We start from the raw sequence: 13,703 nt of genomic DNA, 5'->3' as shown, positions 1-13,703 counted from the left end.
GTTTTTTTGTTGTCAAACCTATTATATCAGAATACCTCTCTTTTTTTATTTGTTTTTGTAACATATGTTATACCACATAACAGACTTGAAAATATATTATTTGTACAAATTGCTTTAAATGTGCATAACATTTATCTTGTCTTTAATAAATTTATATGTTATAATTAATCGTATGAGAGAGGTAAAAAATGACAAGAATTATAATTGATAGTGCGAGTGATTTCACGCAAGAAGAAATAAAAGAATTTGATCTCGAAGCATTGTACGTCAGTGTTTTTGACACAGATGATGTGGAGACTATCCTACGTGACGGACTTGATATAAAGCGCTCTGATATATATAAAGCTATGAGAAAGGGTAAGATTTTTAAGACTAGTCAGATCAATCTTAACCAGTACCTAGAAGGTTTTGAAAAGGTATGTAAGGAAGGTGAAGACTTTATCTACATCTGCCTTTCCTATGGACTTACAACGGCTTGGGATACATCGCGCATGGCGATTAAGATGCTTGAAGAAAAGTATCCCCAAAGACGCATGGTCTCAATCAACTCAAAGTCCATGACTATAGGTGAGCAAATCATAGTTAGAGATATTATTGAAAAGAAAAACAAGGGCTACTCACTTGACGAGCTTGAAAAAAGAGCTAATGAGATTAGTGGCAAGGTAGTTCATCTCTTCACTGTTGATGACTTAAACTACTTATTCATGGGTGGAAGAATTTCTAAGACCGTGAAGAATGTTGGCCAAGTCTTAAACATCAAGCCGCTGCTTGGTGATGACGACGATGGTGCTTTAGCTCTTAAGGATAAGGTGCGCGGCGAGGCAAAGATATATAAGAAGCTAGCTAATACTTTCATAGAAGACGCAAAGAAGAATCCTGATGTATTGAAGCACGCAATAGTTGGTCACACTGACAACATTGAAGGCGCTCAAAAGCTTTTTGAAATGATATCAGCTGAAGTCGATACTAAGGATGTCATCATTAGAGAGATAGGCCCAGCTATAGGTGCCCACTTGGGACCTGGTGCTGTTGCCATCGCTTACTTAGACGAAACAAGATAAATTTATATTTGGTCAAACTCATTAAGAGCTTGACCATTTTTATGCAAAGAAAAACTCCCAATCGTTTGATCAGGAGTTTTTTTGTATTAGCTAAAATTTTGTATCGACGTAATCACTTGTTAAGTCTATATTTAACTTTCTAAATAGTTCTATGTCTGTTAGATTAAGCATAGCTGTCGAGTGCGCTCTTAAGTTTCTTATCTTGGATAGATTGTCTATACATAGCTTGGCGCTCGGATTAAACATCTTTGATGTCGCTAAGCAGATTAAAACCTCTTCGACATTTAATAAAGGACTTTCTTTCTTTTCGATTATGCCCTTGACTTCCTTTATTGGTTCAAGTATCGCCTTGTCTATCAAGTGCAAATCGTCTGGTATATTCGATATATACTTAAGTAGATTAAGTACAGCAGCTGCGGCTGAGTCCATAAGCTCGCCGTCTCTACCAGTTATGATAGTGTCTTCATATTCGATAGCAGTAACATTTGAATTAGTGATACCCATCTTGATTAGTTCAGCCTTTTTATTTCTTGCAGCAACTAAAGATTTTCTATCCTCAACAGTAAGGTTAAGCTCTTCCATAAGCGTTTTGATTCTTTGAGCTTCGTCCTTCTTTTGATTAGTCATCTTGTAAGTAAGAAGTGCCTTTAAATATCTTCTGATAATTTCTTGTCTCGATGCTTCTTTAACTACTTCTTCATCTATGATACCTGACTTGATTCTATTGACGCCCATGTCAGTTGGTGATTTGTAGAACTCCTCACCCATAATTCTATCAAGAATCTTCTTTAATATAGGAAAGGCTTGTACGTCTCTGTTGTAATTTACTGAGATCTCGCCATAAGCTTGTAAATGATATGGGTCGATTTGATTGACGTCACTAAGATCAGCAGTTGCCGCCTCATAAGCAAGGTTTAGCTCGTGCTTTAAAGGCATGTTCCAAACTGGGAAAGTCTCGAACTTTGCATATCCAGCCTTAACACCGCGTTTGTACTCATGATATAGCTGCGAAAGACATGTAGTCATCTTGCCGCTGCCAGGTCCCGGACCAGTTACCACGATGATTGGCATAGTCGTCTCAATGTATGGATGCTTGCCAAAACCATCTTCAGAAAGTATCTTGTCAACGTCATTTGGGAAGCCTTCAGTCTTGTCATGAAGATAAACCCTCATGCCTCTTGCTTCCATGTATTCTTTAAATTTATCGACATTTTCATCCTTTTTGTAACGGTTGATAACAACGCTGTTAATCTTAATACCCTTTGCCTTAAGTCTCTCGATAAGTCTGATGGCCTCTCTCTCATAAGTAAGGCCAGTGTTGTTGTTAAGCTTGTTTGATATGATGTCTTGAGCGTGTATAGTGATGATGACCTCCATCCTGTCCTTTAACTTCTCAAGTAAAACAGTCTTGACGTCTTCATCATAACCAGGCAAAACTCTTTGCGCGTGTTTGTCACCGATAAGCTTACCGCCAAACTCCATATAAAGCTTCTCAAACTTTTCAACCCTCTTAAGGATATAGTCGCTTTGTTCTTTTATATATAATTCATTCGAAAAACCTAGTTTCATCTTTTCACCTCGTTTTGATTATAACATATGAGTAAGATTATTACAATTATTATTTTGCTAATGGATGAAGATTTTTGAGAATGGATTTGCCACTGTAATGGAAATGGATTTTGTAAAATGCTTTTTAAGCAAATGGATTAATGGAAATGGTTTTACGCAAATGAATTTAGCAAAAATGATTTTAACGCAAAAAAATCTTAGGACAAAACGCCCTAAGATTTTTTGTTAATTGTTTAATTGAATTACTTGTAATAAATATTAATCGTGTCAATATACTTGACATTACTACTTGATGAACTGCTTCTTAATTTAAAAGATACACTATAGTTTCTAAGAGCATTGTCTACAGAGCTTATTTGATCGAATCTTGAAAACAATCCTTCAATAGTAGTATCTTTATCAATTGTAAATGTACCTCTATCACCTGTAATATCTATTTCACGTCCAAAACTTCTTGAACTTGTTACTTTCATATCATAGTCATATTTATTATAGTAATATCCATCTGGTCTACTATCTCTAGGTGCTGATTGTAAAACTCCATCTTTAATTTCAAACCAATATGATTTTCCAGCTATTAAATATGAATTAGATATTCTTCCTAAGTCAATTTTAATGCCATATTTATCTTTATCTGTAATCAACCAGAAATGGTCTCTTGCAACAGAATCTACTTTACCATAAACCCAATCGCCATAGTAATATCCATTGTTATATCTTGAATCAATAACCATAATCTTCTTAATAACGTCTTTATCCTTTTCAAGAATAACCACTCTTGATCCTTCACCTATATCTCTTACTCTTACGCCGCTTCTTGAGTCAAAGTTATCTGCTCTTAAATCGTAATCATAGTAGTAAGTTTCTCTGTCTCTATAGCTATTTGTTGAATCCTTTGGATATAATTCTATTTGCCATTGGTCACGGTTTCTGCCTCTATCATTGTTTCTATAAACAATGTATTCGTTATCAAAACCATCACGTACTTCAATGTAAGAAACTTCATTGTTATATCTAGCGTCTGTTTCTATTTCAACATATACTGAACCAAGTCTTTCTAGTTCGCTATATGATAATTTACGTTCTCTAGAATATCTTCCAGAATTGTATCTGCTGTCATATATTTCATAGTCAGTATCTCTACTTGGTATTCTATAAGTGTTTTCTCTACCATTTAATGAAACTATAGTGATGTCTCTAGAAGTTAATTTCTTTATATAACCCTTGTAATCATCTGAAGATGCTGTTACATCAAGTGTTTTAACAACGTCGTTACGTATAGTTGCCTTAACTTGAGAACCATTCTTAACATCATAAAGGCTTCTTGCTTTGTTATTTATAGTGATTGATGAATTAGAATCAACTTTAAATACTCTTGAAACTTTGTTCTTATTATTATCTGTATAAGAAATCTTTATTTCTTTATTTGAGTTGTCAACGTTTGTTACTTCACCTTCAAGGCTGAATTCTACACCCTTTGCGTTGATTGACTTAGCTTGCATTACGCCTAAAGCTGAGTTAGCTGTAACTGTTACGTTTTGTCCAACTAATAAGCTTGAGATATTGCCAATGCTTCCGTCAACTGTGATAACTGTTGATGCATCTACTGAGAATACCTTACCATTAACTGTGTTATCGTTTACTAGCATTATAGCTGTGATGCCTGTTACAGAGATTTCCTTAATTGTACCTGTAACTACTGTTGGTGTTGGATTAACTGGTGTAACTGGGTTAATTGGATTAACTGGATTTACAGGGTTAACTGGATTTGTATTTTTCGCTTGATATTGAAGTGCTGCGTAAACCATCCTAGCAACTTGTTCTCTCTTAACTGCTTGTCTTGGATAGAAATATCCTTTTCCAGCGCCTTGTGGAGAAATAACTCCTGCATCTATAAGGCCAGCTACATGAGCTCTTAAGTGTTCAGGAATATCTTTTACGTCCTTAAATGGAAGTGCAATAACTGGATCAGTTGACTTAACTCCCATAGCCTTTGCAAAGTATTCTGCAAGATTAACTCTGCTTACTGCTTTGTCTGTTGTAAACATCTTGTTCTTCTTAGCTGCTTCAAGTGTCTTCATATCAACTACACCCTTTGCTAAGCACTTAACAACATTGTCTTGTGCCCACTTAGGAACGCCTAGTGCAACAACTTTGCTTTGCCAAACTTGTCTTGCAGCTGCTAAGGCTTGATCATCGTATTGTGTAAGTATAGCTGCAAACCTCATTGCTTCTAAGAATGTGATATTCTTTCTTGGTTTAAATGTTCCATTAGGATAACCTGATATATATCCTTGATTACTCATCTCGTTGATGTAAGTGTATGCCCAATGTGATGTAGGCACGTCTTTAAAAGTTTTTGCACTTGCTGTAGTCATAGGTATAAATGTAATACATAGCATAATAGCAAGTACTAAACTAAATACTCTTTTTAAGTTATTTTTCATGTTTTTGCTCCTTTCATAACTAATCATAAGTAATTACTACTTCTTATGTACTCATTATAACATATAAAATATGAATAAATTATTACAATCTAGTTAAAAATCTGCCTTTATTAAGTAATTATCAATCAAAAAACGTGTTTTGTAACACGAACTTAACATATTAAGCCTTATATATGTAGTATAATATAAGTGGAGTGGTATGCATGAAGAAAAGAATTATGCTCTTACTCTGCCTTGTCTTAGTTTTATTTGCTAGTACAAATATATTTGCAACGAGTGTAACGACTAAGTACAAGAAGAGTGCCGAAGAGCTTAAGTCATACAATATAATACAAGGTGACTCATCGGGCGACTTGATGCTTGATAAGAATCTTAAGAGAGAGGACCTCATAGTTATACTATCGAGGCTTATGAATGATGAAGAAAGAGCGAAAAAGTATAGCTCCGAAACAAAGTTCACTGATCTTAAGAGTGCAAGCAAAGTCTACTTGCCTTACATCAACTGGGCCGTTTCGAACGGCTATATACATGGTGTAACGAAGGACAAGTTTGGCTACGGTGACTATGTAACTGTTAGGCAGTATCAAGCAATACTCTTAAGGATACTTGATTATTCATCTGAGGCGAAAAAGTGGGATATGGTCTCTGACTACGCAGTTACTTATGGCCTTATGGATGGTCTTGATCTAAAGCCTGATGACTTTCTTAATCGTGGTGAGATGGCTTTGATGACGACTAACGCACTTAAGACTCCAAAGAAGGGCTCGACGCTCAGCCTATTAAAGGTATTAAACTTAAAAAAATAGTAAACTATAATTAAAATGATTCACATGGTCAAGCAAATTGCTTGGCCTTTTTCGATGCATAAAAAAGAACAAGTGCTCGTACAAGCACTCGTTCTAAAGCTATATTAATTAATCTTTATAAGCGTAGTAATACATAGTGATTAGCATCATGCCGCCTGCGATATTGCCAAGTGTAACTGGAAGTAAATTGTGAAACATTGCTGCCATATCAAAGCTGCCACTAATCATCATAGCTATCGGCAAATAAAACATATTGGCAACGCAGTGCTCGAAGCCCGCTATAACAAAGATTGCTACTGGGAATGCTGATGCAAATACTTTTGCTGTTATCTCTTTACTTGCTGATGCAAGCCAAACTGACAAGCACACAAGCAAGTTACATCCAATACCCTTTACAAAGAGCTCGAAAAAGCCTTGTGAAGTCTTCGCGTTAAAGATGTTTACGAAGAGCTCCTTAGTGCCATCGGATAAGATATTTGAATAATAAACTACACAGGCAAATAGCAGTGCACCTATAAAATTATATAAATAAACTTTTGCCCAATTAATTATTAGTGAACCTGGCTTAGTTCTTTTGTCAAGCGTTGCACCAAACATAAGTATATTGCCTGTGAAAAGCTCTGCTCCGCCAACTACTACAGCCACTATGCCGATGGTGAATGTTAGTCCAACTAATACTCTTGTTATTTGCGGATTAAAGCCTTTGCCAAGACTATTGACAATTGTCGATGCCGCTCCACCCATAGCTATATACATGCCCGCTAGAACGCCTAAGAAGAACTGTGAACTCGCTCTTAGCTTAGTCTTCTTGACTCCATTGTCTAAGGTCATGGACAATATCTCTTTTGGGCTGAAATTTTCTTTTTCCATAATAAAACCCCCTAGCTTATATTATACAAGCTAAGAGGTTTCTAGTCAAGATTATAAATTTTCTTTTAAGAAGTCTTCAATCTTTTTCACTGCGTCGTCTTCGTCTTCGCCTTCGATTATGAACTTAATTGTCTCGCCTTGCTTTGCTTGTAGGCCCATAAGTCCTAAAATCGATTTGGCATTAACAATTTTTTCTCCCTTGGCAACTTTTACATCGCTCTTGATGGCTGCAAGTAGTTTTACAAGTAGACCAGCTGGTCTCGCGTGTATGCCTATAGGGTCTGTGATTGTGTATTCAAATTCTTTCATGATAACCTCCTATGAATTTATTATTCTGTCTTTTAATTCAAGTATCTGTCCTGGATTGACAGATAGCTTGTCAAATTTATTCTTTACGTAAAACTCAGTTAAGTCTGGGTCGCTTCCAAGCTCGCCGCAGACACTGATCTTCACGCCGTTTTTCTTCGCGTTTTCACAAGTCAGCTCCATAAGTCTAAGTATCGCCTTGTGATGAATGTCTCTGTGTCTTGCTATCTTTTCATTTTGTCTATCAACAGCAAGTGTGTATTGAGTTAAATCGTTTGTACCTATACTAAAGAAGCTTACTTCCTTCGCTAGATCATCACTGATTATGGCTGCCGCTGGCGTCTCAATCATGATGCCTATCTCGATATCTTCGTTAAATGGAATATCTTTTTCTCTAAGCTCAGCAAATATTTCTCTGATAAGCTCTTTTGCCTTTTTCACTTCCCAAATGTCATTTATCATAGGAAGCATAATTTTTATATTGCCGTAGTGAGACGCTCTGATTATGGCTCTGAGCTGCGATTTAAATAATTCTTCGTCGTCAAGACATATCCTTATCGCTCTATAACCAAGTGCTGGATTTTCTTCTTCAGGTAGATTTAGGTAATCAACTTTTTTATCCGCTCCTATATCAAAAGTCCTTACTATGACTTCTTTGCCTTCCATCGCCTCAGCAACGTATTTATATTCCTTGAATTGCTCCTCTTCAGTCGGAAGCGAGTCTCTGCCAAGATATAAAAATTCAGTTCTAAATAGGCCTATGCCTTCTGCGCCATTCTTTAAAGCAAGCGGTAAGTCCTTTGAATTACCAATGTTTGCGTAAACACTTATATGCGTTCCGTCCTTGCTAATGGCTTTGGCTGTCTTTAATTTTTCAAGCTCTAATTTTCTTTTTTCTTCTTTTTCTATTCTTTCCTTAACATCTTTTAGTAATTTTTCATCTGGATCAATGATTAATTCGCCTTCATACGCATCGAGGATGGCGGTTTTGCCATCGATGTCTTTATCAAAAGCACTATCAAGGTTCACAAGCGACGCTATGTTCATAGACTTTGCAAGTATCGCCGTATGTGATTGCGTCGAGCCTTTCACTGTGACTATGGCAAGTAGTTTTTCCTTGTCAATGTTAAGGGTTTGACTTGGCAAAAGATCTTCTGCATATAAAATTACTTTTTCATCAAAATCATCATCGAAAGCATTTTTAATACCTAAGATGTTTTTGATAAGTCTTTGAGAAATGTCTTTGATGTCCTTTGCTCTTTGGCTAAAGTATTCATCGTCCATGCTATTAAAAATCATGTAAAATTTTTCTTCAGCAAGGCTTACGGCGTAGGCTGCATTATCTTTTTCTTCATTAATATTACGTCTAATCTCGTCTTGGTACTCGATATCATCAAGCATCATCTTGTGTACTTCGAAGATTTGCGCCTCTTCTTCGCCCGCGTCCATCTTTGCTTTTTCAAATAATTTATCAAGCTCATCAATTGATTTTTTTACAGCTGCATCTAATTTTGCTATTTCACTAGCTGTATCAGTAATTTTATCCTTGCTAATATTAATTTTTTCATCAGCAAAAACTTTTATCTTGCCTAAAACAAGACCTTTATTAGCTATAGTTCCTTTAATTGTTTTCATTAAGTTCACCTATTTTTTTGCCTCTAATATATACATCGATTATGTTTAAATCTTTATCAACTACAACAAAGTTAGCATATTTACCTACTCTTATGCTGCCATATTTATCATAAATGCCAGCTTCTTTGGCTGAGTTAACAGCCGCCGATCTAACAAGCGATTCGAATGGAATGCCGATTGAGTAAGCATATCTAATGCAGTCAAATAAATTACTTGCGCTGCCAGCTATAGTTCCTGACTCAAGTGTAGCCTTCTTGCCCTTGACGTAAACGTCTTGACCGCCTAGGCTGTACTTACCATCTGATAAGCCTGTCGCCATCATCGAGTCGGATACTAAGATAACTCTGTCGTCACCAAACATTGCATATATCATCCTAATTACTGATGGATGTATATGAACGCCATCTGTTATGAGCTCAACCATGACCTCAGGGCTGTCAAAGGCTGCTCCACACACACCAGGGCTTCTGTGCTTGATATCATTAAGTGCATTGAATAAATGTGTTACTGATTTTGCTCCTAAATCAAAGGCTTCAAGTGCAGTGTCATAGTCACAGTCAGTGTGACCTATGGATATAACGACCTCATCAGCTCTTTCTTTGATAAAGTCCTTCGCTCCATCAACTTCAGGCGCTATAGTCACCTTCTTGATTCTATTATTAGAAAGCTTTTGATACTTGTCAAAATTTTCAAGGCTCGGCATAGCTAAGTACTTAGGGTTTTGCGCACCAATCTTGTCCTTGGATATATATGGTCCTTCCATGTGCACGCCAATAAACTCAGCGCCCTTAGTTCCATCGTATTCGCCGATTGCTTTGAATATCCTTTCAAGCTCATCATCTGCCAATGTCATAGTCGCTGGTATGACTTGTGTCACGCCATTTTGTGCTTCGTACTCGCATATTGCTTCTATAGACTCCTTAGTCCCATCGCAAAGATCCTTACCCACTGCTCCATGAAAGTGTATGTCAGTAAGTCCTGGAATGATGTAAGCATCTGAATAATCTTTAACAATATCGTCATTACTATAAACAGTAAAGATCTCTCCACTCACAGCAATGTCTCTTCGAATAAATTTACCGTCGCAGTAAACATTAGCTCCTTGTATAAGCATAGTAACACCCCCTGATATTTTCTACTTAATTTAGTATGCTTATATTCATTTTACAATAAATATGCAAATTTTGCAAACAAATTTTTGATTACTAGAGCTTTAATTAGATAAATGTGGTATAATATATATAATAATAGTAATTATTATTAAATTTTTATTAAGGAGGTCATTATTATGATGAAAAAACTTCAAAACCTAGGTAAGGCTTTGATGCAACCAGTAGCTATACTTCCAGTTGCAGCTCTACTAATGGGTATTGGTTATTGGATTGACCCAACAGGCTGGGGTGCTAACAACATCGTTGCAGCATTCTTGATCAAGACTGGTGGCGCTATCCTTGATAACTTAGGAATTATATTCGCAGTAGGTGTTGCTTATGGCCTATCCAAGGACAGGAATGGTGCAGCAGGTCTATCAGGCCTAGTAGCATTCTTAATCGCAACTACACTTCTATCATCAGCAACTGTTGCTATATTTAGAGGAGTAGATGTAGCTGACCTAGCTCTAACTGACGGCTGGCAAAGTATGAACAACAAAAACGTATTCGTTGGTATCATCTCAGGTCTTGTAGCAGCTTATGCTTACAACAAGTTCTATCAAGTACAATTGCCAGATGCATTTGCATTCTTCAGTGGTAGAAGACTTACTCCTATCATGACATCACTTTTCATGATTATAGTATCAGCAATCCTTTACTATGTATGGCCAATACTATATAGCGCTCTAGTAGCCTTTGGTAAAGGCATTGAAAGTTTAGGTGCTATAGGGGCAGGTATTTATGCGTTCTTCAACAGACTTTTAATACCAACTGGACTTCACCACGCATTAAACTCAGTATTCTGGTTTGATATTGCTAATATCAATGATATCCCTAACTTCTTAGGCGGAGCAAAATCTCTTGCAGAAGGAACAGCTGTTATCGGTAAAACAGGTATGTATCAAGCAGGTTTCTTCCCTGTAATGATGTTTGGTCTTCCAGGTGCAGCTCTTGCTATGTATCAAGAAGCAAAACCTGAAAAGAAAAATGTTGCTAAGTCACTACTAGTTGCTGCAGCATTTTCATCATTCTTCACAGGCGTTACAGAACCACTTGAATTCGCATTCATGTTCTTAGCTCCAGCTCTATATGTAGTTCATGCATTATTAACAGGTATATCAGTTGCCATCGCAGCAGCTTTCCAATGGACAGCAGGCTTTGGTTTCTCAGCAGGTTTTGTTGACTACTTCTTATCACTAAGAAACCCAGTAGCTAACAAGCCATTAATGTTAATCCCACTTGGATTAATATTCTTCGTTATTTATTATGTAGTATTCAAATTCTGCATCAGAAAGTTCGATCTAAAGACTCCTGGTAGAGAAGATGACGACGTTGAAGTAAAGGCAGAAACTATTTCTAAGCATGATAACTTTGACGAAGTGGCTGCCATCATCATCGAAGGTCTTGGCGGAAGAGAAAATATCGAAGACATTGACTACTGCTCAACTAGACTAAGAACTAGCCTTGTTGATGGAGCAAAAGTTAACGAAGCAAAGATTAAAGAAGCAAAAATTTTAGGACTTATCAAACCTGATAAGGATTCAATCCAAATCATTATTGGACCACAAGTTCAATTCGTTTATGATAAGATTCACGAAAATATTGGTAAATAGTTAATAATTACTATATGGACTCCGATTAAGTTCGGAGTCTTTTTTGTGATATAAGTCATTGAGCACATAAAAAAGACGGGCATCTCTGCTCGTCTTCTTGCGTTATCGCTTAATTTAATTTTCTAAGTAGGCTCTTAATAATTTTTCAGTGCTCTCAATCGCCTTTATATTTGTTCTTTCGATATGATGTGAGGCGTCTGTGCCGCAGCCGATGCAAGCGAAGTTTAGATTAAGTCCAGCGACTGCTCCTAGTGATCCGTCTGAGCCATATCTTTGATGAACATCGATGGCGTAATCAATATCGTTTTTTATAGCTAAATCTTCAAGCCTGTCTCTAAAGTCGATTGGATAAGGTGTTCTTGAGTCTTTTGCGACTATTGTCACCTTGTCTTCAGCTGAATTATTTTCATAACTAACTATACCTATATCAAGCGCAAGGACCTCGTATGCATTATTTGGCACATAGCTAATGCCGTGACCAAGCTCTTCAAAGTTTGTGAAGTAAAACATTGTGTCGCATGCGAGCTCGATATTCTTCTTAAGAACTTCTTCCATCACATAAATCATTATTGCTGCGTGGATCTTGTTATCGATGAAGCGGGATACTAAATAATTTTCTGTAAGTCTTGTGCGCGGCTCAAAGGCAACGAATTCGCCAACCTTAATGCCGCTTGCTAAAGTATCTTCCTTAGAAGAGCTTTCTATATCAAGCCTTATTTCAGTCGAGTGCCTTTCTCTTGGAAGAGTTTTTTCTCTTTCGTCCTCCATAGTATGGACACTCGCCTTGTTAGGTAAAACTGTTCCAGTAACTACACCCTTCTTAGTATAGACCCTTACTAGCTCACCTTCAAGCGATGCGTACATAAAGCCGCCTATGTTTTCAAATTCACATCTGCCATTGTCCTTGACTCTTGAAACAATTCCGCCAAGTGTATCGACGTGAGCAGTTACTATCCTAAGCTTAGATGAATCTTTTCCCTTCAATATAGCATAAAGAGCGTTCTTATTAGTCTTTTCAAAGCTAAGCTTACCTTTGAAATGCTCCTCTATATAAGTATTCACCATCTGACACATGCCCGATGGTGAATCTATTTTGAGTAAATTTTCTGCTATATCGAGGATTCTTTTATTCGACTCCTTCATAGTCTTCTACTTCATAGCCAAGGTCTTCGATAGCTTTTTTAGCTTTTCCTAGATCGAATTCTTCCTTGCTTTCGATATTAACGTGGCCTGATGCGAAATCAGCTGTTACAACGTCAATTTCATCAAATTTTTCTAATGCCTTTTCAATAGCTTCGCTACATCCTTCACATTTCATTCCTTGAACTTTTAAAATTCTTTTCATTACTTAATCGACTCCTTATAAATTGAATTTATGGACTGTTCCATATGTTTATTGAATTCTTCATCTGTCATGCTAGCCTTTGCTCCTTCAGTAAGCGCTCTTGAGAATGATGCAATGACTTTATGGTTTCTGCCAAGTCTTTCGTTAGACTCTTCTCTAGTGTAGCCGCCTGAAAGCGCAACTATCCTTAAGACATTGTCATAATCGTATAATGGTAGATATAGATTGTCTTCCTCAGGTAGTGTTAGCTTTAACATGATGAAGTCATCTTTAGCTAATTTTTCAATATTTTCTTTTAATTCATTTAACAATATCTTTTCTATGTCAGCCTTGTATTCAGCATGTATATCAACTTCTGGTTCTATGATAGGTACAAAGCCTTTTTCGATAATTCTCTTTGCGTAATCAAATTGTTGCTTAACCACTTCTTTGATACCTTCGCAGTTAAATTCTTTTATTACAGATCTCATCTTAGTTCCGAAGATTCCTCTTTCCTTCGCTCTATCAAGAAGCGAGTCAAGCTTAGTCATCTCCTTCATAACTTGTACGCCATTTTCCACATCTGCAAGACCTTGGTCAACCTTAACGAATGGTAGTATCTCAAGCTTATTCCACAGGTAATCAGCTGTCTTCATGCCATCAATCTCTCTATCGATAGTTTGTTCAAAAAGTATCGCTCCAAGTATATACTCCTTGTTAAAGCTTGGTGCCTTGATGATTCTTGTTCTCATTTCGTGAACAAGCTTAAACATCTCATCTTCTGATGAATACTTGTCCTCATCAATACCATACAGTCTCAAAGCTTTTGGGGTTGATCCACCGCTTTGGTCTAAGGCAGCTATGAAACCCTTTCTGTTTCTAGCGATGTCTAGTTTTTTGCTATCCATAAATTCCCTCCTC

At 36.8% G+C, this 13,703-nt stretch carries 12 protein-coding genes; 3 read left to right on the top strand and 9 right to left on the bottom strand.

Features of this window, described 5'->3' with window-relative positions; translation table 11 throughout:
- The first annotated feature begins 188 nt into the window (after positions 1 to 188).
- On the top strand, positions 189 to 1,061 hold the full coding sequence (locus AC1EJ0_RS02355; protein WP_480022923.1) for a DegV family protein: 873 nt from the start codon (positions 189 to 191) through the stop codon (positions 1,059 to 1,061).
- Positions 1,062 to 1,151: 90 nt separating this feature from the next.
- Here the strand turns inward: AC1EJ0_RS02355 and AC1EJ0_RS02350 are convergent, their stop codons facing one another.
- Together AC1EJ0_RS02350 and AC1EJ0_RS02345 are read right to left on the bottom strand one after the other, a co-directional pair.
- Positions 1,152 to 2,630, bottom strand: coding sequence for a DUF1846 domain-containing protein (locus AC1EJ0_RS02350; RefSeq protein WP_294985810.1), 1,479 nt, complete (start codon positions 2,628 to 2,630; stop codon positions 1,152 to 1,154).
- Between the two features lie 242 nt (positions 2,631 to 2,872).
- The gene (locus AC1EJ0_RS02345; RefSeq protein WP_480022924.1) at positions 2,873 to 5,077 is read right to left on the bottom strand and encodes an S-layer homology domain-containing protein; all 2,205 of its coding nucleotides are present in this window, start codon (positions 5,075 to 5,077) and stop codon (positions 2,873 to 2,875) included.
- A gap of 203 nt (positions 5,078 to 5,280) precedes the next feature.
- Between AC1EJ0_RS02345 and AC1EJ0_RS02340 the strand changes: the two genes are divergently transcribed.
- The gene (locus tag AC1EJ0_RS02340) at positions 5,281 to 5,883 is read left to right on the top strand and encodes an S-layer homology domain-containing protein (RefSeq protein WP_480022925.1); all 603 of its coding nucleotides are present in this window, start codon (positions 5,281 to 5,283) and stop codon (positions 5,881 to 5,883) included.
- Between the two features lie 108 nt (positions 5,884 to 5,991).
- On the opposite strand, the gene AC1EJ0_RS02335 is transcribed toward AC1EJ0_RS02340, so the two are convergent.
- From AC1EJ0_RS02335 to nagA, 4 genes are read right to left on the bottom strand one after another with little or no spacing between them, the layout of a single operon-like run.
- Complete coding sequence (locus AC1EJ0_RS02335; protein ID WP_480022926.1) at positions 5,992 to 6,753, bottom strand: formate/nitrite transporter family protein; 762 nt, start codon at positions 6,751 to 6,753, stop codon at positions 5,992 to 5,994.
- Between the two features lie 51 nt (positions 6,754 to 6,804).
- The gene (locus tag AC1EJ0_RS02330; RefSeq protein ID WP_480022927.1) at positions 6,805 to 7,062 is read right to left on the bottom strand and encodes an HPr family phosphocarrier protein; all 258 of its coding nucleotides are present in this window, start codon (positions 7,060 to 7,062) and stop codon (positions 6,805 to 6,807) included.
- Between the two features lie 9 nt (positions 7,063 to 7,071).
- Positions 7,072 to 8,694: a phosphoenolpyruvate--protein phosphotransferase gene (gene ptsP / locus AC1EJ0_RS02325; RefSeq protein ID WP_480022928.1), complete on the bottom strand. Its 1,623-nt coding sequence runs from the start codon at positions 8,692 to 8,694 to the stop codon at positions 7,072 to 7,074.
- Positions 8,681 to 9,808, bottom strand: coding sequence for an N-acetylglucosamine-6-phosphate deacetylase (gene nagA, locus AC1EJ0_RS02320; RefSeq protein ID WP_480022929.1), 1,128 nt, complete (start codon positions 9,806 to 9,808; stop codon positions 8,681 to 8,683). Before nagA ends, ptsP begins: the two co-directional genes overlap by 14 nt.
- Positions 9,809 to 9,982: 174 nt before the next feature.
- Between nagA and nagE the strand changes: the two genes are divergently transcribed.
- A complete protein-coding gene (nagE, locus tag AC1EJ0_RS02315) occupies positions 9,983 to 11,458 on the top strand; it encodes an N-acetylglucosamine-specific PTS transporter subunit IIBC (RefSeq protein ID WP_480022930.1) in 1,476 nt (491 codons plus the stop codon).
- Between the two features lie 114 nt (positions 11,459 to 11,572).
- Here the strand turns inward: nagE and AC1EJ0_RS02310 are convergent, their stop codons facing one another.
- The 3 genes from AC1EJ0_RS02310 to AC1EJ0_RS02300 are packed head-to-tail and all read right to left on the bottom strand — an operon-like array spanning position 11,573 to position 13,690.
- Positions 11,573 to 12,601: a M42 family metallopeptidase gene (locus AC1EJ0_RS02310; protein WP_480022931.1), complete on the bottom strand. Its 1,029-nt coding sequence runs from the start codon at positions 12,599 to 12,601 to the stop codon at positions 11,573 to 11,575.
- A complete protein-coding gene (locus tag AC1EJ0_RS02305) occupies positions 12,585 to 12,803 on the bottom strand; it encodes a heavy-metal-associated domain-containing protein (RefSeq protein WP_294985926.1) in 219 nt (72 codons plus the stop codon). The genes AC1EJ0_RS02310 and AC1EJ0_RS02305 overlap by 17 nt, the downstream gene beginning before the upstream one ends.
- Positions 12,803 to 13,690 (bottom strand): fructose bisphosphate aldolase, encoded by an 888-nt coding sequence (locus tag AC1EJ0_RS02300; RefSeq protein ID WP_480022932.1) that lies wholly within the window; start codon positions 13,688 to 13,690, stop codon positions 12,803 to 12,805. The genes AC1EJ0_RS02305 and AC1EJ0_RS02300 overlap by 1 nt, the downstream gene beginning before the upstream one ends.
- Positions 13,691 to 13,703: the final 13 nt, after the last annotated feature.

Source organism: Fenollaria sp. C0166D3 (genome assembly GCF_056590255.1).
Note: the sequence above shows the minus strand (reverse complement) of the source record. Positions and strands in the feature narration are given on the sequence as shown.